16 protein-coding genes are annotated in these 19,199 nt (G+C 63.4%); 12 read left to right on the top strand and 4 right to left on the bottom strand.

Features of this window, described 5'->3' with window-relative positions; all coding sequences use genetic code 11:
* Nucleotides 1-25: 25 nt before the first annotated feature.
* The 8 genes from NOV72_RS12735 to NOV72_RS12770 all read left to right on the top strand — a co-directional run bounded on the left by NOV72_RS12735 (nucleotide 26) and on the right by NOV72_RS12770 (nucleotide 8,260).
* A complete protein-coding gene (locus NOV72_RS12735; protein ID WP_245933009.1) occupies nucleotides 26-595 on the top strand; it encodes a M12 family metallopeptidase in 570 nt (189 codons plus the stop codon).
* Nucleotides 596-720: 125 nt separating this feature from the next.
* Nucleotides 721-2,031 (top strand): MFS transporter, encoded by a 1,311-nt coding sequence (locus NOV72_RS12740; RefSeq protein ID WP_106855102.1) that lies wholly within the window; start codon nucleotides 721-723, stop codon nucleotides 2,029-2,031.
* A gap of 28 nt (nucleotides 2,032-2,059) precedes the next feature.
* Nucleotides 2,060-3,100, top strand: a complete 1,041-nt coding sequence (locus tag NOV72_RS12745; protein ID WP_245933010.1) for a proline racemase family protein — start codon at nucleotides 2,060-2,062, stop codon at nucleotides 3,098-3,100.
* On the top strand, nucleotides 3,097-4,350 hold the full coding sequence (locus NOV72_RS12750) for an NAD(P)/FAD-dependent oxidoreductase (RefSeq protein WP_106854952.1): 1,254 nt from the start codon (nucleotides 3,097-3,099) through the stop codon (nucleotides 4,348-4,350). The genes NOV72_RS12745 and NOV72_RS12750 overlap by 4 nt, the downstream gene beginning before the upstream one ends.
* A 19-nt stretch (nucleotides 4,351-4,369) precedes the next feature.
* A complete protein-coding gene (locus NOV72_RS12755) occupies nucleotides 4,370-5,272 on the top strand; it encodes a dihydrodipicolinate synthase family protein (protein ID WP_106854953.1) in 903 nt (300 codons plus the stop codon).
* Nucleotides 5,269-6,267 (top strand): 4-hydroxyproline epimerase, encoded by a 999-nt coding sequence (locus NOV72_RS12760; RefSeq protein ID WP_106854954.1) that lies wholly within the window; start codon nucleotides 5,269-5,271, stop codon nucleotides 6,265-6,267. Before NOV72_RS12755 ends, NOV72_RS12760 begins: the two co-directional genes overlap by 4 nt.
* Nucleotides 6,268-6,283: 16 nt before the next feature.
* Complete coding sequence (locus tag NOV72_RS12765) at nucleotides 6,284-7,519, top strand: metal-dependent hydrolase family protein (RefSeq protein WP_106855103.1); 1,236 nt, start codon at nucleotides 6,284-6,286, stop codon at nucleotides 7,517-7,519.
* A gap of 51 nt (nucleotides 7,520-7,570) precedes the next feature.
* Nucleotides 7,571-8,260: a GntR family transcriptional regulator gene (locus NOV72_RS12770; RefSeq protein WP_106854955.1), complete on the top strand. Its 690-nt coding sequence runs from the start codon at nucleotides 7,571-7,573 to the stop codon at nucleotides 8,258-8,260.
* Here the strand turns inward: NOV72_RS12770 and NOV72_RS12775 are convergent.
* The 3 genes from NOV72_RS12775 to NOV72_RS12785 form a co-directional block, all read right to left on the bottom strand.
* Complete coding sequence (locus NOV72_RS12775; RefSeq protein ID WP_106854956.1) at nucleotides 8,238-8,681, bottom strand: aconitase X swivel domain-containing protein; 444 nt, start codon at nucleotides 8,679-8,681, stop codon at nucleotides 8,238-8,240. The genes NOV72_RS12770 and NOV72_RS12775 overlap by 23 nt on opposite strands.
* A complete protein-coding gene (locus NOV72_RS12780; protein WP_106854957.1) occupies nucleotides 8,668-9,921 on the bottom strand; it encodes an aconitase X in 1,254 nt (417 codons plus the stop codon). The genes NOV72_RS12775 and NOV72_RS12780 overlap by 14 nt, the downstream gene beginning before the upstream one ends.
* 66 nt (nucleotides 9,922-9,987) lie before the next feature.
* A complete protein-coding gene (locus tag NOV72_RS12785) occupies nucleotides 9,988-10,971 on the bottom strand; it encodes a glycosyltransferase family 2 protein (protein WP_106854958.1) in 984 nt (327 codons plus the stop codon).
* 621 nt (nucleotides 10,972-11,592) lie between these two features.
* On the opposite strand from NOV72_RS12785, the gene NOV72_RS12790 reads away from it, so the two are divergent.
* Complete coding sequence (locus NOV72_RS12790; protein WP_106854959.1) at nucleotides 11,593-12,708, top strand: porin; 1,116 nt, start codon at nucleotides 11,593-11,595, stop codon at nucleotides 12,706-12,708.
* A 104-nt stretch (nucleotides 12,709-12,812) separates the two neighbouring features.
* The gene (locus NOV72_RS12795; protein WP_245933011.1) at nucleotides 12,813-13,190 is read left to right on the top strand and encodes a BON domain-containing protein; all 378 of its coding nucleotides are present in this window, start codon (nucleotides 12,813-12,815) and stop codon (nucleotides 13,188-13,190) included.
* Nucleotides 13,191-14,357: 1,167 nt separating this feature from the next.
* Here the strand turns inward: NOV72_RS12795 and NOV72_RS12800 are convergent.
* Nucleotides 14,358-15,617, bottom strand: coding sequence for an MFS transporter (locus NOV72_RS12800; RefSeq protein WP_342753396.1), 1,260 nt, complete (start codon nucleotides 15,615-15,617; stop codon nucleotides 14,358-14,360).
* A gap of 346 nt (nucleotides 15,618-15,963) precedes the next feature.
* Between NOV72_RS12800 and fae the strand changes: the two genes are divergently transcribed.
* Nucleotides 15,964-16,497 (top strand): formaldehyde-activating enzyme, encoded by a 534-nt coding sequence (gene fae / locus NOV72_RS12805; RefSeq protein WP_106854962.1) that lies wholly within the window; start codon nucleotides 15,964-15,966, stop codon nucleotides 16,495-16,497.
* Nucleotides 16,498-16,911: 414 nt separating this feature from the next.
* Nucleotides 16,912-19,179 carry a catalase/peroxidase HPI gene (katG, locus tag NOV72_RS12810; RefSeq protein WP_106854963.1) on the top strand — a complete coding sequence of 756 codons (2,268 nt, stop codon included), beginning with the start codon at nucleotides 16,912-16,914 and terminating at the stop codon, nucleotides 19,177-19,179.
* Nucleotides 19,180-19,199: the final 20 nt, after the last annotated feature.

Below are 19,199 nucleotides of genomic sequence, written 5' to 3' on the forward strand. Positions count from 1 at the left end.
CAAAGCCACGGCCAAGGGTTACGCGTTGTCCACCGTCATTTGGAAGCAGGTTCCGATCGGCGTCTGCTGGGATCTGAGCAGCGCCGACTTCGCGTTCTACGCCACCCAGCGCGACTGGAGTCGCCTCGCGGTCGAGGCGAGCTGGGAAGCGCATTCCGGCGTCACGTTCACGGGCTGGCAGCAATGCACGAACGATCCGAACTACTACGGCATTCGCATTTCGGTCGAGGACAGCGCCGCCACGGGGCCGCATACGCAAGGTCTCGGAACGACGCTGAACAACGTCGTCGGCGGGATGGTGCTGAACTTTACGTTCAGGAACTGGAGCCCGAGTTGCGTGGGTCGCGAAGAGTATTGCATTCGTAATATCGCCGCGCACGAGTTCGGCCATGCGATGGGTTTCGCGCATGAGCAGAACCGGCCCGATACGCCATCGACATGCAACGAGCCGGCGCAAGGCACTTTCGGCGACACGTTGATCGGCGCGTGGGATCTGGCGTCGATCATGAATTACTGCAATCCGGACTGGAACGGCAACGGCCAGTTGAGCACGACGGATATCGTGATGGCGCAGATGTTCTACGGACCTCGCTAAGTTCCGATTGCCGCACCGAACCTCCGCAAATTTCGCCGTCGAATTTTGGATCCAAAATCCTTGATTCAATTTTGATATGGGCGCACAATCCGTCGGAACCGCACCATGCGACCGAGGGAGCCGCCATGACCGACCGCGCCAACGCCGTTGCGAACCCGTACGTCTCCGGCGAGTCACAGAAAGCGTCATCGAAATCCAGCCGCGCGGTCACCGCCGCCGTCGTCGGCAATATTCTCGAATGGTTCGATTTCGGCACCTACGCGTTTCTCGCGACGGTCATCGCCAAAGTGATGTTCCCCGCCGGCGACGACTTCGCCGCGCTGCTCGGCACCTTCGGCGCGTTCGGCCTCGGTTTCGCGGCGCGTCCGCTCGGCGCGGTCATCTTCGGCTGGCTCGGCGACAAGAAAGGCCGCAAGTGGACGCTGACCTTCGTGATGCCGCTGATGGCCGCCGCCACACTGTTCATGGCGCTGCTGCCGACGTACGCATCCATCGGCATCATGGCGCCGATCCTGCTCGTCGCCGCGCGCATGCTGCAAGGGATTTCCGTCGGCGGCGAACTGGGCAACGCGGTCGCGTTTCTCGTCGAGTGGGCGCCGCCGAACCGGCGCGGCTTCTACGGCAGCTTCCAGCAATGCAGCACGCTCGGCGGCATGCTGCTCGGCTCGGGCGCGGCCGCGCTCATGACGACGCTGCTCAGCCAGGAGGCGCTGCTCGACTGGGGCTGGCGCGTGCCGTTCATCGTCGGGGCGATCGTGATCGGGCCGATCGGCTGGATCATTCGCAAGCGCAGCGAAGAGACGCCGGTCTACCGGAGCGCAAGCGACGAAGCGCCCAAGGCGAAAGGCCGCGCGCCCGCGCTGCTCGGCTTGCAGGCCTGCGGGCTCGTGATCGTGTGGACGGTCTCGCTCTATGTGCTGCTCAACTACTTGCCGTCGTTCACGACGAAGTACGTCGGCATTCATCCGTCGACGGCGCTCTGGCTCAACACGGCGGGCCTGATCGTGATGACGGCGTCGATTCCGTTCTGGGGCGCGGCCTCGGACCGCTTCGGCCGCAAGCCTGTCTATACGATCGGCTGCATTGCGTTTCTCGTGCTGCCGTATCCGATCTTTCATCTGATGCTCGAATACAAGTCGGCGGCGATCGTCGGCGCGGTGCAGGTGTTGGGCGGCGTGATCATCGGCATTTTCTCGGGCGTCGGGCCGGCTGTATTGTCCGAACTCTTTCCGACGAAAATCCGCACGACATGGATGTCGATCGGCTACGGCATCGCCAATGCGGTGTTCGGCGGTTTCGCGCCGATGATCTCCATCGCGCTCATCAAGGCGACGGGCTCGCCGCTGTCGCCCGCGTACTTCGTGATGCTCGCCGCGCTGCTGTCCACGATCACTGTCATCACCATCAAGGAGACGGCGCACGCGCCGCTGCAATAACATGCGCTGGAATCGAACGCTTACAGTAGTGAACTGCCATGCCGAAGGCGAAGTCGGCAACGTAGTGACGGGCGGCGTCTTCGGCGTGCCCGGCGCGACCATGTTCGAGAAGATGATGCATCTCGAAGAAGTGCGCGACGACCTGCGCCGCATCTGCATCTTCGAGCCGCGCGGCTCGGCGAATCAGACGGTGAACTTCCTTCTGCCCGCAACCGATCCGCGCGCGCAAATGGGTTACGTGATCGCGGAATCGACCGAATATCCGGCGATGTCCGGCTCGAACACGATGTGCGTCGCCACGGTGCTGCTCGAAACCGGCATCCTGCCGATGGTCGAGCCCGTCACCGAACTCGTGCTCGAAGCGCCGGCCGGGCTCATTCATCTGCGCTGCGCGTGCGCGAACGGCAAGGTCACGAAGGTCGAGTTCACGAATCAGCCCGCGTTCGCGAATCATCTCGACAGAACGATCGAGGTCGAAGGGCTCGGCAGCCTGACGGTCGATGTCGGCTATGGCGGCATGACCTACGTGATCGTCGATGCGCAAAAGCTCGGCTTTCGCATCACGCCCGACGAAGCGCGCGAGCTGTGCGAACTCGGGCAAGTCATCAAAGCTGCGGCGGCGGCGCAATTGCCTTCGCCGCATCCGCTGAATCCGCTCATCAAGGGCATCACGATGACCGAGTTCGTCGGGCCGCTCTCGCGCGAAAACGGCGTGCTGAAGTCGCGCAACACGGTGATCGTTTCGCCGGGCCGCTGCGACCGGTCGCCGTGCGGCACGGGCACGTCCGCGCGGCTCGCCGTGATGCATGCGAAAGGGCTGATCGACGTGGGCGAGACCTTCCTGCACGAGTCGATCATCGGGTCGGTGTTCGAAAGCCGTATCGATTCGGTCACGCGCCTCGGCGATGTTCCGGCGGTCGTGCCGGTCGTGTCGGGTCAGGCGTGGATCACCGCGATTTCGCAAGTCGGCGTCGATCCGACCGATCGCTTCCAGACCGGCTTTACGCTCGCGGATACGTGGTGCGAAGCCGTCGACGACAAGCTCATCAAGTCGCGCGCGAACTCATGAGCGTGGCAGGCGACGAAATGGCGGATGTCGTCGTGATCGGCGCGGGCGTCGTGGGACTGGCTTGTGCGTGGGCCGCGCTGCGCGATGGCGCGCGCGTGACGATCGTCGATCGCGATTTCGAGGGCGACCGCGCGTCGCACGGCAACGCGGGCGGCATCGCGGTGACGGAGAGCACACCGATCGCCGTGCACGGCATGTTCACGAAGGTCGCGAAATGGCTGATGGACCCGCTCGGGCCGCTCGCGCTCGACTGGAAGCATTTGCCGAAGGCGCTGCCCTGGTTGATGGCGTTTCGCCGCGCGAGCGAGCCGGACCGTTATCAGGCGATTTCGCATGCGCTCGCGCTGTTGAACAACCGCGTCTACGACGACATCCTGCCGATGTTCGACGATATCGGCGCGAGCGCGATGCATTATCGCCGTGGCGCGCTGACGGTCTATGAAACCGGCGAAGCCTTCGCCGCCGATCAGGCCGAATGGGCGTTCAAGCGCGAACTCGGTGTGCGCTGGCATGCGCTGAATGCGCAGCAGGTGCGCGAATGCGAGCCGTCGCTCGCGCCGGTGTTCCGGCATGGCGTGTTTATCGACGACTGGTCGCATATCGGCGATCCGCGCCGCATCGTCACGCTTTTGCGCGAGCGCGTGCGTGCGCTGGGCGCGCGCTTCGTGACGGGCAGCGCGCGTGCGCTCGATTCGCCGGAGTCGGTCTTGCTCGCGGACGGAAACCGCGTGAAAGGGCGACGCATCGTGATCGCGGCGGGCGCGTGGTCGGCGGCGCTGGCGAAGTCGATCGGCGACAGCGTCTTGCTCGAAAGCGAGCGCGGCTATAACGCGACGCTGCCGAAGCACGGCGTCGCGCTGACGCGCGAAGTGATTTTCGCGGAGCGCAAGTTCGTCGCGGCGCCGCTCGACGTCGGGCTGCGCATCGGCGGCGCGGCGGAGTTCGCGGGTCTCGATGCGCCGCCGAATTATCGTCGCAGCGATGCATTGCTCACGCTCGGCAAGCGCTTCATTCCCGGCATCGACGATACGGACGCCGCGAAATGGATGGGCCAGCGTCCCGCGACGCCCGACTCGCTGCCGGTGATCGGCGCATCGCCACGCGTGCCGTCGGTCGTATATGCATTCGGTCACGGGCATCTCGGCCTGACGCAATCGGCGACGACCGCCGCGCTCGTCGCCGATGTGCTCGCGGGCCGCACGCCGCGCGTACCGCTCAATCCGTATTCGATCGCGCGCTTCGATCACTGAATCAAAGGAGGAACGAGACATGCAAGTGAACTGGAAAGGCGTATTTCCCGCCGTCACGACGAAGCTCAGGGAAGACGGCTCGCTCGACCGCGATGCCATCGTGAGCGGCCTGAACCGGCTGATCGACAACGGCGTCGGCGGCGTCGTGATGATGGGCATGGTCGGCGAGAACGCGCAGCTCACGCCCGAGGAAAAGCGCGCGGTGCTGAAGATCGCGGTCGAAACGGTGAACGGGCGCGTGCCTGTCATTTCGGGTCTCGCGGAATTGAACACGGCGAACGCGACGCAATTTGCAAAGGATGCCGAAGCAATCGGCGTGCAAGGGTTGATGGTGTTTCCGGGGCTCACGTATCGCTCGGACGATCGCGAGACCGTCGAATACTATCGGTCGATCGCGCGTTCGACGCAGCTCGGCCTGATGATCTACAACAATCCGCGCGGCTATGGCGTCGACATGCGTCCCGACTTGCTCGCGCAATTGGCCGATGAACCGAACGTCGTCGCGATCAAGGAAGAGACCTACGACACGACGCGCGTCACCGATCTCTACGCGCGCTTCGGCGAGCGCTTCGTCGTGTTTTGCGGCGTGGACGATCTGATCGTCGAATCCGTCGCGCTCGGCGTGAAAGGCTGGGTCTCGGGCATGGCGAACGCGATGCCGAAAGAATCCGTCGACTTGCTGAACCACGCGGTCAATGGCGAATACGACAAGGCGCGCGCGCTGTATCGCGCGCTGATCGACCTGTTCCATCTCGACACGCACGTGAAGCTCGTGCAGTACATCAAGCTCGCGGAAAACATCACGGCGGGTTATCCGGAATACGTGAAAGCGCCCCGGCTGATGCTCGAAGGCGAAGAACGGCGGCGAACCATCGAGATCGTGGAAAAGGCGATCGCGAACGTCAAGGCGCTCGCGCGATGAAATCCACGTTCTTCTGCATCGACGGACACACGTGCGGCAATCCGGTGCGCGTCGTCGCGGGCGGCGCGCCGACGCTCGAAGGCGCGAATATGATCGAACGCCGCGCGCATTTCCTGCGTGAATTCGACTGGATTCGCACCGCGCTCATGTTCGAGCCGCGCGGACACGAGGTGATGTCGGGCAGCATTCTCTATCCGCCGACGCGCCCGGATTGCGATCTCGCGCTTCTCTTCATCGAAGTGAGCGGCTGCCTGCCGATGTGCGGACACGGCACCATCGGCACGGTGACGACGGCCATCGAACACGGGCTCGTGCGGCCGCGCGAGCCCGGCGTGTTGCGGCTCGATACGCCCGCGGGTCTCGTCGTCGCGCGGTATCGGATGAATGGCGAGCATGTGGATTCCGTGCAGCTCGTCAACGTGCCGTCGTTTTTGCATTCGCGCGACTTGTCCGTCGAAGTCGATGGCCTGGGCGAGATTCGTTTCGACGTTGCGTACGGCGGCAACTTCTATGCGATCGTGGAACCGCAGCGCAGCTATGAAGGCCTGCACGCGCTGAAGCCTGCCGACATTCAGCGTCTGAGCCCGATATTGCGCGAGAAGGCGAACGCGAAGTACACGTTCATCCACCCGGAAAACGATGCGATACGCGGCCTCAGTCACGTCATGTGGACAGGCGAGCCGACGATCGAAGGCGCGAGCGCGCGCAACGCCGTGTTCTACGGCGACAAGGCCATCGACCGCTCGCCGTGCGGCACGGGCACGTCGGCGCGCATGGCGCAGCGCGTCGCGAAGGGGCAGTTGAAGATCGGCGAGCGTTTCGTGCATGAGAGCATCATCGGCACCTTGTTCGAGGGCGTGGCGATGGAAGCGGCGCGCGTCGGCGAATACGATGCGATTCAGCCGGGCATTGAAGGCTGGGCGCGCGTGACCGGCCACAACACGATTTTCGTCGATGACCGCGATCCGCTCGCGCACGGATTCCTGCTGAAATAACGGGAGAAACATGGCCATGCTGATTCTGAAAAACGCTCGCGTGCTCGACGCCGATCACGAGCGCGACGACGGCCGCTATTCGATCGTCATCGACGGCGACACGATTCGCGACGTCACGCGCGAACCGGTGGAGGCGCGCGGCGCGCAGGTGATCGATGTCGGCGGCAAGACGGTGATGCCCGGCATGATCGATTGTCACGTGCATGTGATCGCGTCGGTCGCGCATCTCGGCAACAACAGCCGTTTGCCGAATACGTTCGCCGTGCTGCGCGCCGTGCCGATTCTCGCGGGCATGCTCGATCGCGGCTTCACGACCGTGCGCGACGCGGGCGGCGCGGATTACGCATTGTCGCGCGCGATCGAAGAGGGCGTGATCGCGGGGCCGCGTTTGTTCGTCGCGGGCAAGGCGCTTTCGCAGACCGGCGGCCACGGCGATTTCCGCGAGCGCTTCGACAACTCGGATCCCGACCCGTGCGGCTGCAATCGCAACATGGGCGCGATCGGGCGCGTGGTCGATGGCGTCGATGAAATGCGCAAGGCCGTGCGCGAGGAAATGCGTGCGGGCGCGCATCACATCAAGATCATGGCGTCGGGCGGCGTGGCTTCGCCGACCGATCCGATCGGCAACCTGCAATTTTCCGTCGATGAAGTGAAGGCCGCCGTCGAGGAAGCGGAATCGCATCAGACCTACGTGATGGCGCATGCCTACACGGCGAAGGCGATTGCGCGCGTCGTGAAGCTCGGCGTGCGCACGATCGAACACGGCAATCTGATCGATGACGCCGCCGCGCGCGTGATGGCCGAACACGGCGCCTACGCGGTGCCGACGCTCGTCACGTACGACGCGATGTCGAAAGTCGGCGCGCAGATGGGCCTCGCAAAAGACACGCTCGACAAGAACGAGTCGGTGCGCAAGCGCGGACTCGAAGCGCTGGCGATGCTGCACGCGCGCGGCGTGAAGATGGGCCTCGGCACCGATCTGCTCGGCGACATGCATCAATATCAGAGCGATGAACTTTCGATACGCGCGGAGATCGTCGGCGCATTCGAGGCCATTCGTCAGGCGACGGCGATCGGCGCGGAAATCGTGAACATGAAGGGCAGGCTCGGTGTCGTCGCGGCGGGTGCGTATGCGGATTTGCTTGTCGTGGATGGCGATCCGCTGAAGGATATTCGCGTGCTCACGGGACAGGGTGAGCGCATCGCGGGCGTGATGAAAAGCGGCGCGTGGGTGCGGGAGGCTTTGCTGTGAACATGCGTGTTACGATGCCGCAACCCTACGAATAAGCACTAAAAGAAACACATGCCTCCGGTCGCCACGAGTCCGAGCCCCACGGAATCCACGCACAAGATCGTGCGCACGACGACGGTCGAACTCGTCACCACGGCGATCCGCCAACGTATCCTCTCCGGCGATCTCGCGCCCGGCGAAGTGCTGCGTCAGGAAGCGCTCGCCGACGAACTCGGCGTGAGCCGCGTGCCGATCCGCGAGGCGATCACGCGGCTGACCGGCGAAGGCTTGCTGACGAAGGTGCCGCACAAGGGCGCGTATGTCGCGGAGCTGTCGATCGAAGAAGTGCAGGAGACGTTCGAGATTCGCTTGCGGCTGGAACCGTGGCTTTTTTCGCAGGCCATTCCGCATATCACCGACGCCGAAATCGCGAAAGCCGAAAAGCTCGTCAACGAAATGGATCACGCCGATTCGGGCGTTTGGGGCCAACTGAACTGGCGTCTGCACGAGACGCTTTATCTGCCGGCGCGGCGCGATATCACGGTGCAGATGCTGCGCGTGCTGCACGATCGCAGCGACCGCTATTTCCGTTTTCAGGTCGTGCAGGTGCCGATCCGCGAGCAGTCGCACGAAGAGCACATGAACCTGATCGACGCATGCAGAAAGCGCGACGCAAAGCTCGGCGCGAAACTGCTCGAGCAGCATGTGAAGACGGCGGGGCAGCAGATCATCTCGGTGGTCACGGCGATGATGGCGCGATGAGACGCACGTGCGCGGGCCGCGCCGCATCGCGCGCATCGATTTCGATGTGAGCATCGGCGGCTGCGATGTGCGCGAACGCGGTTTCATCGACCATCACGACCGGCACCTCCGACGCATACAGCTCGTTTGCGACGATCGCGCCGATCGACAAGATCAGATCGCGCTCCGTGAGCACGATGCCCGCCGGACCCGTGCCGTTGCGCAACGCTTCGGCGAGCACGCTGCTGCTCGAACTCGATCCGCGCGCACGCGGCATCACGAGAATGCGCGACGCGAGGCTCTGGCCGCGACCGGCGTGCGTGGCATCGACAATCACGCCGCGTTCGGCGTCGTAGCCGCCCCAGAAGCTGAGCGGCGGCAACGCGATGCCCACCGCGCGCGCGTGGCCGGGAACGAGTGTGACGCCCTCAAACGTTTTCATCGATGCATACCTTTCCTTCGAACGCCGATCGCACGCATTCGCTCATGCTGCCGAATGCCACCGTCACGCCGATATTCGCCGGCGCGTAGTGCGCCCATTTGCCCGAGTTGGTCATCACGAGGCCGCTCATTTGCTTCATCACCGGCGTGATGTACGTGCAGGTATCGACGACGATCTGCACGCCGCGTCCGGCCAGCGTCCGCGCGATGCCTTCTTCCTCGAGTTGCCAGAGCACGAAGCGGCTCGTGTTCACGTAGACATCGCAGCGTGGCGTGCCTTCATGCCGATCGAAGAGTGACGCGAGCGTGCGAAATTCATCGACGGAAAAGTGCGGCGTGCCGAGCGCGACGGCGGCGAGCGCGTCGCCCGGCTTCGCATGGCTCCAGCGCCTGCGCACGGCCTGAAGGTCCGACGCGCTGACCGCGACCGTGCGTTCTGGCGCGTGTCCCTGAAGCGCGGCATCCAGTGTTGCGGCTTCCGGCGTGATGCCGACCGCATGAAAGAGCGCCACGGATCCGCTCGACGCCGCCGCCGCGCCGAGCGCTTTGAGCTCGTCTTCGGTCGTGTCGGCGGGCAGGCCGGTGATGGCCGCGACCGTCGCGCCGACTTCGCTGCCGAGCAGGAAGCCGAGCGCCGCGAAATCCGCATCGCGATGTGTCGATGCGCGCAAGTCCGGTGCTTCGATCACGATGCGCGCCGCACGGTTCGCCGTGACGTGCAGGCCCGCGTTCGGCGCGCGGCCGGTGATCGCGGCGGCGAGATCGAGGAAATCGCCGTAGCGGCTCGTGCGCGCGCCGAGCACGGAGTTGGCGAAGACGATCGCGTTCGATTCGGCCCACGCGATCTGATCGCCCAGCTTCGGACGATGCTTCAACTGATAAGGCGCGCACGTGAAGCTCGCTTCGCAGCCGAGTTCGATATGCGCCTGCATGAGCCGCCTGCCCGCGCTCGCGACATGGACATCGCCGCGAAAGAGTTCGGGATGGATGAGATCGAGCGAGCCGACGTTGAGCGTGGTCGGCACGGCGACCTTCGCGCCGCTCGCGACGAAGCGCTCGACGAAATCGAGACTCGCCGCGCCATGATAGAGACAGCCGTCGATATGCGCGGACGTGATGTCGATGAGCGAGTCGGCGTCCATGACGCGCGCCGTCGCCGCGACGATGCGCATCGCGAGCGCGAGGCCGGCGCCGAGATCGCCGTCGAGCATCGCGGTATCGCGTGGGGAAAGAGTGAGCATCGGGCCGGTTGCGCTGCGCTGAACAATGACAGCGCAGGATAACGGATCGGCGCAATGCTGTGCGAACTACCTTCGGCCGAAACGGCGCACGAAGCAATAGAAAATCCACGGATGAATTTTCAGCATCGCCATCACGAAGGACAGTTTCGGCCGGTGATCCGAATACATGCCGACCAGATGCGCGACACGAAGTTTCTCCGAAACGCCGAGCAAAACCGGTTCCGCCAGCCGATAAGTCGGCGCCTTGATCGCGGCCTGGAACGCGATCGTCCGGTAGCCGTAGATATATTTCAGCCGGAAGAGCAGGCGGCGGTAATTGGGTATCGGCATCGACGCCGTTATCTTCTCCACCCGATCGATAATGGCGTACAGGTCGACAATCTTCGGATTGAAGCGCGTCGAAATTCCTGTTTCCCGATCCATGTACGCATACAGATTGTCAGGAATCAGCCGCACGACGTTCGATTTACCCAGCGTCTGAATCGACACGCAGATATCTTCATAGATAAGCCCGGTCGGATGCTCGATCGAGAGGAAGATTGATCGGCGCACGAGCTTGTTCCAGCAATAAGCCTGCAGCGTCAGGTCGAAGATTCTCTCAACGGCCTGCATACCGGTGATGACGGTATCGCCCGTTTCGATGCGGTAATTGACCTTGCCATCCGGCGTGACGTTTTCGGCGGCGAAGACCACGACGTCCGCGTTGTGCTTGTCCGCTTCCTCTATCACTCTGCGGATGAGGTCGTGATGAACGTGATCGTCGCTGTCCACGCACAGAACGTATTCGCCGCGCGCCGCCAGTGCGGCGACCTTGCGGGTTTCGGCGAGTCCTTTGTTCTCGGCGTTCTTAATGAGCTTCCACGGAATTCTGGTCTGATTCTCCAGAATGCGGGATGTCATTTCGCCGGACCGATCAGGACTGCTGTCGTCAACGGCGATTATTTCGAAGTCGGTGGAGGTTTGTGACAAAAGTGAGTCGAGGCACTCTTCGATGTACGGCTCCACTTTGTACACAGGCAGCAGGACGCTGATTTTGGGCGGTGCTTGCATGTATGGAGAATACCCGGTTCGGGATTTTCGAGGGGAACGAGAAGTGCCCAAGAATTCTACGTGCTGTGACGCATGCCGGTATTAGGGTCATTGACTATTGCCAGCGTGATCGAGGGGTTATTCGGCGGTATTTTCTTCTTAGAATAGTGTTTCGCGTTGTACTTAATACTTAAGGCATCCAAAGCGTCGCCATGATTGTCCTCGTCCAATGAGTGAGCCGGTCATCCTTGCTTGCCATTTGCTCAGAGAAAAGCCGGACTCATTCTGCGTTTCCCGGCATTCCCTTGTTCGCGAGAGGAACGCCGATCTCGGTGCATCGCCGTGAAAATAATTCGGAATACGAATAAGTATTCAGATGGACTTATGACGCACGTCGCGGCTAAGTAGCAGGTACGTCAATTTCTGTGTGATTAAGAGAAAAGCACTTGTTCGTACGCGGCAAGCGTGTCATTAGCATGTCCAAGCAACTCGGGTATTCCCGCGCCCACCCGCCTCGGGTAGTGGTCGGTTTGCGATCGCCTGCAACACTTCATCGGATCGGCGCCGCGTCGGTGCGGATTGCACCAATCGATCGCGCGCGCCGGCCAAACCACATCAAATACTCACAACGAGGAGACACTCATGGGTTTCATGAGGAAAGGCGCCGCCGGTGCGGCGCTCGCGGTTTTTGCCGGCAGCGCGGCGGCGCAATCCAGCGTGACGCTTTACGGCGTCGCCGATGCCTTCGGTCAGTGGTTCAACAACGGCGGCACGCAGTCGTGGTCGATGCGAAGCGGCGGCAACAGCGGCTCGATGATCGGCCTGAAGGGCAGCGAAGACCTTGGAGGCGGCCTCAAAGCCGTCTTCACCTTGGAAAATGGCTTCAACCTCAACAACGGTACGTTCTTCGCCGATTCCTCGGCGATGTTCTATCGTCAGGCGTGGGTCGGACTGACGCACGAGAAGTACGGTTCGTTGTCGCTCGGCAGGCAATATCAGCCGACATTCTGGTCGCTCTATCCGACCGACCCGTTCCGCGCGAACGAAGTGCTCTCGCCGCTCGCGGCGGCGTCGACGTCACTCGACCGCAACACGATAGCCACGCAAACGGGTGGCGGGCGTTCCAGTAATGCGATCGTCTACAAGTCGCCCAATTTCAGCGGCTTTCAGTTGTGGAGCATGTATGCGCTTGCTGCGTCGGTCACGCAGCCGTATCCGCAGTCGACCGGCAACATGCTGGATATCGCCGGAACCTATTCGGGTTACGGGCTCTACGTGGGGTTGTCGTATCAGTTTCAGCATCCGGGCTCGAAGAACATCCCGGGCTTGCCCGCCGCGGTCAACACGGTCTCGGTCGAGCATTACACGGGCGCGCTCGCGTATCGCATCGGCATCGTGAATCTGCAATTCAACTACACGTATCACAAGCCGGAAAACCCGGCTGCGGGTTCAGTCGCCGCGCGCCTGAATGCGGCGCATCCGTTCAGCGTGGCGGAACTCGGCGCGACGATCCAGGCGACGCCTGCCGACGCCATCGAAATTGCGGGCTTCCAGCGCGTCGTGCGCGGCGTGCACGACAACACGTGGGGCGTGCAGGTCGGCGTGGATCACAACATCTCCAAGCGCACGTCCTTCTATGGCCGCGCGGGCTATATGAAGAACAACGGCCTCGCGACGACGACCTGGCCCGGCCTCACCGCGATCGGCCCGGGCGAGAAGCAGACGCTGGTTGGCGTCGGCATGTCGCATCGCTTCTGAATGACATCGGGCGCTTCGTCCGGGCCGGTGGCCCGGCGGAGTGCGCGTGTCAGGACTCATCGCATCGAACATCGGTTACAACGAACGTGGCAACGGACAACACTATGAAATTCATTCGAACCGGAAAGCTGATGATCGGGCTGGCCGCCGTCGGCGCTTCCTTCTATGTTCACGGGCAGAACGTTGCGCCGGCGCCGGCGAGTGCCGAGGCGCCGGCATCGTCGTCGTCGTCGTCGTCGGCGAGCGCTGGCAAAACGTCGTCCAGGGCCGCCGATCGCGCGCTGCGACGTCGCATCCTCACCGCGCTCGGCAAGGCGAAAGGGATGCGCACGAGCGGCGTCACCGTGCGCGCGACCAACGGTGACGTAATACTGGAAGGCTGGGTGCCCGAGGAAGCGCAGATCGATCAGGCGACGCGCGTCGCGCAAAGCGTGCAGGGCGTGAAAACGGTCCGCAACACGTTGACGCTCTCGACGTTCTGAATTCGTCGCTTTATCGCCGTTTGCTTTCCCCGCAAACGGCGATCGATTTCGTTTCGAGACACTACGACAAACCGTGATCGCCGAATGTGCGGCCGTTGCCCGGTCGCTCGCGGTCACGGAAAGGCGCGTTCAAACCGAATGTTGCGCCGTTCGGCATCGCCGCGCTCGCGCGCCGGGTCCGCCGATGATCCATCAGCCGCGAGGCCGACCGCTTCGCGCGCAATCTAGGTGCTGTCGCGTTTCGCGACATGCTGCGCCATGAAGCTGGACAAGACCGCGCGCTCATCCTGTCTCCTTCTCTCTCTCGCGCGAGCCACGCGGGTACGTCCATTTTCGTGCTGATTGCTTCACTACGACAAACCGTGATCGCCGAACGCGCGACCGTTGCCCGGTCGCTCGCGGTCACGGAAAGGCGCGTTCAAACCGAATGTTGCGCCGTTCGGCATCGCCGCGCTCGCGGGCCGGGTCCGCCGACGATCCATCAGCCGCGAGGCCGACCGCCCTCGCGCGCAATCTAGGTGATGTCGCGTTCCGTGACATGCCGCACCATGAAGCTGGACAAGACCGCGCGCTCATCCTTTTTCTATCTCTCTCGCGAGCCATGCGAGCACTTCCATTTCGCGTTGATCGCTGCGGCGAGCGCGAAAATGCGCTACTTGTAGATCGCCACGACACGCCCAAGCCACGCGGCGCGCGTTTCGGCGCTCGAGGCGCGACCACGCCGGAAATGCGGCGCGCGCCGCGCGACCATACGGCGTGAGCCATTTCACGAGCCGGCCGGCGCTCGCAGGTCTGTATGCGAGCGGGTTGATCGAGCAAATTAACCGGAAGGGCAGTTTCGTCACGCATCGGCGGAAGGCTCGGAGTTCGGGCGGTCGGCAGGCTTTTGCGAGACGGCGCACGGAGCGCCAATGCACACGCGGCCGATCACGCCGCCGCCGCCGTTCGCGATGCGGGCCACATGCTCATGTGCGCCATGACTTCGCGTCTTTGGGATGCAGACCCGGCAGCGACGTTCATGGTGATCGGCGCACGGTGCGCCCGCCGCCGAGGATTTCGAAACGAACGACGCGATGCATGTCTTGAAGAAGCGGCATGAGGCATGCCGTGCGTCCGCTGCGCGCAGGCTAAAACGCAGTACCGCGCGAAGGTGTCGCGCGAGCGTGCTCAGGCGGCGCTGGTCGCGACGGGCTCGCTGGCCGCGCGCCGCGAGCGCTCGGGATGCAGCCAGCGCCATGCGACGAGTGCAGCGAGAATCAGCATGGCCGCGCTCGTCATGAAGCCCAGTTCGTAGGCACGCGCAGTCGTGCTGCCGTGGGCCTGCACGATCCGGCCGATCAGCATCGGCGCGATCGCGGCGCCCGTGCTGGCAATCGCAGTATGGATGCCGATGAGCGCGCCTCGCTGCGTATCGGGCACGACTTCGGAAAGGAGCGCGGGCGCGAGCGCGAAACAGACGGTCGGCAGCGCGCCCGCCAGAGCGAACATGGCGACCTTCTGCACGGGCGCGAGACCGGGCAACATCAACGCGACGAAAAGGCACGCGCCAGCGACGAACACCGCGCACAGCAAGCGCACGCGCGCGCTGCGCGACGATGCGCCGCGCGCCAGCATGCGCTGCGACAGCCAGCTCAGCCCGAGACTGAACGGCGCCGCCGTCGCGATCACGACCGCGAACCAGCGTCCGGACGCGATGCCCGAGAAGCCGAGCGCTCGTTCCAGATACGTCGGCAGCCAGGTCATGTTCGCGCCGAGCATCCAGTAGGCCGCGAAGCCGAGGAAGAACACGCAGAGAATGGTCGGGTTGCTCAGGAGTTCGCGGTAAGGCACGGTCTGGCGCGCCGCGCCGGCACCCGTGCTCGCGTTTCCGCGCGGACGCTGCGCGAGGTTGCCTTCGCGCCCGACGCACAGCCACAGCATGCTCCACACCGCGCCGATGACGCCGAGCACGACGAAGTTCATGCGCCAGCCCCAATGGTGCGTGATGACCGGAATCAGCAATCCCGCGATCAGCAAGCCCACGACGGCGCCCTGATTCAGGAGCGCGACCGGCATGTTGCGTTTCTCGTTGGGAAACCATTTGTAGAGCGCGTGAACGGACACCGGATAGAACGGGCCTTCCGCCGCGCCGAGCACGACGCGGCTGGCGAGGAACGCGGCCATGCTGCTGAAGAGCGCCTGCGGAATCTGCAGAACGGCCCACAGGATGCCCATCGCGAGCAGCAGCCAGCGCGTCTGGACGCGGTTCGAGAGGAATCCGACCAGCACCGTCGAAACGGCGAACAGCCAGAAGAAGCTCCCCGCCACCACGCCAAATTGCGCCGGCGACAGGTTCAGGTCGCGCATCATCGGCACGGCCACCATGCCGAGCACAATCTTGTCGAGGAAGTTGATGAGGGCAAGCGCCGTCAGCATCAGGGTTGTCATCCACGCAGCGCGTGGCCTGTAACCGTCAAGTGAATTCATGGTTCGGATCGGCTCAAGAACGTGGCGCGCGCCGGCGCGCCACTGGGTGCAAAGTAGGTTTCGCCGCGCTCGTTCGCGCCGGGTGCATGCCGCACGCTTGCCACGTTAAGTGCCCGCGACGAGCCCCACCCCCACCCGAAACAGGGAGGACAGGGAAAACACCGTCCCGCACAGTCTGTCTCGCGAAGAGCGCAATCTGTCGCCGCGCGTGGCGCCGCCGCCGCGCGGACGGCAATGGCATCGTCCTTGCATGCACTTGCTCCCTTAGTCGAGCGAACCATCGCTCAGCCCTTAAAGGAGAGTGTTCATGAGTCTCGATTTGACGTTTCGCGCAGGCGAAGCGACCGTGATGGCCGCATCGGGACAGGCGACCGATGCGATGCCGGAAATCCTGATCGGCCGCGTCGATGGGCCGGTCGGCCACGCGTTCGCCAACATGATGGCGCAATCGAAAGGACACACGGCCATGTTCGCGATTCGCGCGTGCAATCAGATGGTCCGCCCCGCGACGATGATCGTCCCGAAAGTGACGTTGAAGGACATGGCGAACATCGACCTCTTCGGCGGCGTGGTGCAATCCGCGACTGCTGACGCCATCGTCGATTGCCTGATCGAAGGCATTTTGCCGAAGGATCAGGCCAACGAGTTGTGCATCATCAGCCTCGTGTGGATCGATCCGCGTTGCGCAACGGATGCGAACCTCGACAAGAAGGACATGTATCGCACGAACTATGAAGCAACGAAACTCGCCATTCGGCGTGCAATGAGCAACGAGCCGAGCGTCGAGGAACTCATCGCGAACCGGCACAGCATCAAGCACGATATGGACGACTGGAGTTGAGGCGCACGTCGCCTGCCAAGCTCCCGCGACGCTGTTAGACTGAACTCGCGTGCCGAATTGCACCGGTGCGTCCAAGCTGCTCCCTACATCATCGGGAAGGCGCTTTCGTGACGAGCCGAAGTCAGGCACATTGCGTCGATCGTGCTTGGCGGCACGCGCCGGCACGTTGCGAAAGCGCAGCTTTCCCCTATAGCCGACACCTATCGGCGGCATTGCAAAAATCGCATTCTATTGAGCGTCGCTCTCACGTATTTTCTAAGTTGAGGAAAGCTGCCGGACGAGTCACGCTCGCCCGGCGCGCATCGCGAAAACCCTTATCGGATCAGGTTTGTGCAGCACGGAAAACACGAACCTGAAGCCTTGGTGGTGAGCAGTAAAAGAACTAGTGGGTACGTCCTCGCAAGGAGATAACGCATGTCGAACGAATCGAAATGCCCGTTTACGCATGCCGCCGGTACCGGCACGACGAACCGTGACTGGTGGCCGCGGCAACTACGGGTGGATCTGTTGAATCAGCATTCCAGCAAGTCGAACCCGCTCGGCTCGGGCTTCGACTACGCCGAGGCTTTCAAGAGCCTCGATCTCGCGGCGGTCAAGAAAGACCTCGCCGAAGTCATGACCGATTCGAAGGACTGGTGGCCCGCCGACTTCGGTCATTACGGCCCGCTTTTCATCCGCATGGCGTGGCATAGCGCGGGCACATACCGCATCGGCGATGGCCGGGGAGGCGGCGGCCGCGGTCAGCAACGGTTCGCGCCGCTCAATAGCTGGCCGGACAACGTCAGCCTGGACAAAGCGCGCCGGCTGCTCTGGCCGGTCAAGCAGAAGTATGGCCAGAAACTTTCCTGGGCCGATTTGCTCATTTTGTCCGGCAACGTCGCGCTGGAAACGATGGGCCTGAAGACCTTCGGCTTCGCGGGCGGACGCGAAGACACATGGGAGCCGGATCAGGACGTCTACTGGGGCAATGAAAAGACCTGGCTCGGCGGCGATGTCCGCTATGGCAAGGGCGCGGCCGGCAACGACGAAGATCAGGGCGTGATCACCGCGGACGCCGAGAAGCACGGCGAGGAAGTCAGCCGCACGGACGGCGGCCGCAATCTGGAGAACCCGCTCGGCGCGGTGCAGATGGGTCTGATCTACGTCAATCCGGAAGGCCCGGACGGCAACCCCGATCCGCTTGCGGCGGCGCACGACATCCGCGAGACGTTCGCGCGCATGGCGATGAACGACGAGGAAACCGTCGCGCTGATCGCGGGCGGACACACCTTCGGCAAGACGCACGGCGCGGGCCCGGCGGATAACGTCGGTGCCGAACCCGAATCGGCGGATCTGGAAAACATGGGCCTCGGCTGGAAGAGCAGCTACGGTTCGGGTAAAGGCGCGGATACGATCACGAGCGGCCTCGAAGTCACCTGGACCACGACGCCGACGAAGTGGGGCCAGGGCTTCTGGGAGAACCTGTTCGGTTACGAATGGGAATTGACGAAGAGCCCGGCGGGCGCGAATCAATGGGTCGCCAAGGATTCGGGCGAAACCGTTCCGCACGCGCACGATGCGTCGAAGAAGATCAAGCCGACGATGCTGACGACGGACCTGTCGCTGCGCTTCGATCCCGAATACGCGAAGATTTCGAAGCGCTTCTGGGAGAACCCCGACCAGTTCGCCGACGCCTTCGCCCGCGCGTGGTTCAAGCTGACGCACCGCGACATGGGTCCGAAGGCGCGCTATCTCGGGCCGGAAGTGCCGCAGGAAGAACTGCTGTGGCAAGACCCGATTCCGCAACTCGACCATCCGCTCGCCGGCGATGACGATGTCGCGGCGCTCAAGCAGAAAGTGCTGGCTTCGGGGCTGTCGATTTCCGAGCTGGTCTCGGCGGCGTGGGCATCGGCGTCGACGTTCCGTGGCTCCGACAAGCGCGGCGGCGCGAACGGCGCGCGCATTCGTCTCGCGCCGCAGAAGGACTGGGAAGCGAACGACCCCGAACAGCTCGGCAAGGTTTTGTCGGCGCTCGAAGGCATCCAGAAAGACTTCAACGGCGCGCAATCCGGCGGCAAGAAGATTTCGATGGCCGATCTGATCGTGCTGGCGGGCGGCGCGGCAATCGAAAAGGCGGCGGAGAAGGCCGGTCACAAGGTCACGGTGCCGTTCACGCCGGGCCGCATGGACGCCACGCAGGACAAGACGGACGTGCTTTCGGTCGGGGCGCTCGAACCGGTCGCCGATGGCTTTCGCAACTACGTCAACGCCAACGTGCGTGTGCCCGTCGAGTCGCTGCTGATCGACAAGGCGCAACTGCTGACGCTGACCGCGCCGGAAATGACGGCGCTCATCGGCGGGTTGCGGGCGCTGAACGTGTCGAGCGGAAAGAGCACGCACGGCGTCTTCACCGACAAACCCGAAACGCTGACCAACGACTTCTTCGTCAACCTGCTCGACATGGACACGGAATGGCAGGCTCTGTCGTCGCGCCGCGATGTGTTCGAAGGGCGCGATCGCAAGACCGGGCAGCGCAAGTGGACGGGCAGCCGCGTCGATCTGGTCTTCGGTTCGCATTCGGTGTTGCGCTCGCTCGCGGAAGTCTATGCGAGCAGCGATGCGCAGGAGAAGTTCGTCAACGACTTCGTCGCGGCCTGGACGAAGGTGATGAATCTCGATCGCTTCGATCTGAAGAAGCAGTAAGCGGCGGAAGTTGAAGTCGT

It is taken from the genome of Caballeronia novacaledonica, assembly GCF_900258035.1.
Lineage (GTDB): Bacteria > Pseudomonadota > Gammaproteobacteria > Burkholderiales > Burkholderiaceae > Caballeronia > Caballeronia novacaledonica.

Coding starts and splice junctions, on each gene's coding strand:
- NOV72_RS12740 (WP_106855102.1), top strand. CDS start 721: ATGACCGACCGCGCCAACGCCGTTGCGAACCCGTACGTCTCCGGCGAG.
- NOV72_RS12750 (WP_106854952.1), top strand. CDS start 3,097: ATGAGCGTGGCAGGCGACGAAATGGCGGATGTCGTCGTGATCGGCGCG.
- NOV72_RS12755 (WP_106854953.1), top strand. CDS start 4,370: ATGCAAGTGAACTGGAAAGGCGTATTTCCCGCCGTCACGACGAAGCTC.
- NOV72_RS12760 (WP_106854954.1), top strand. CDS start 5,269: ATGAAATCCACGTTCTTCTGCATCGACGGACACACGTGCGGCAATCCG.
- NOV72_RS12765 (WP_106855103.1), top strand. CDS start 6,284: ATGCTGATTCTGAAAAACGCTCGCGTGCTCGACGCCGATCACGAGCGC.
- NOV72_RS12770 (WP_106854955.1), top strand. CDS start 7,571: ATGCCTCCGGTCGCCACGAGTCCGAGCCCCACGGAATCCACGCACAAG.
- NOV72_RS12775 (WP_106854956.1), bottom strand. CDS start 8,681: ATGAAAACGTTTGAGGGCGTCACACTCGTTCCCGGCCACGCGCGCGCG.
- NOV72_RS12780 (WP_106854957.1), bottom strand. CDS start 9,921: ATGCTCACTCTTTCCCCACGCGATACCGCGATGCTCGACGGCGATCTC.
- NOV72_RS12785 (WP_106854958.1), bottom strand. CDS start 10,971: ATGCAAGCACCGCCCAAAATCAGCGTCCTGCTGCCTGTGTACAAAGTG.
- NOV72_RS12790 (WP_106854959.1), top strand. CDS start 11,593: ATGGGTTTCATGAGGAAAGGCGCCGCCGGTGCGGCGCTCGCGGTTTTT.
- NOV72_RS12795 (WP_245933011.1), top strand. CDS start 12,813: ATGAAATTCATTCGAACCGGAAAGCTGATGATCGGGCTGGCCGCCGTC.
- NOV72_RS12800 (WP_342753396.1), bottom strand. CDS start 15,617: ATGACAACCCTGATGCTGACGGCGCTTGCCCTCATCAACTTCCTCGAC.
- fae (WP_106854962.1), top strand. CDS start 15,964: ATGAGTCTCGATTTGACGTTTCGCGCAGGCGAAGCGACCGTGATGGCC.
- katG (WP_106854963.1), top strand. CDS start 16,912: ATGTCGAACGAATCGAAATGCCCGTTTACGCATGCCGCCGGTACCGGC.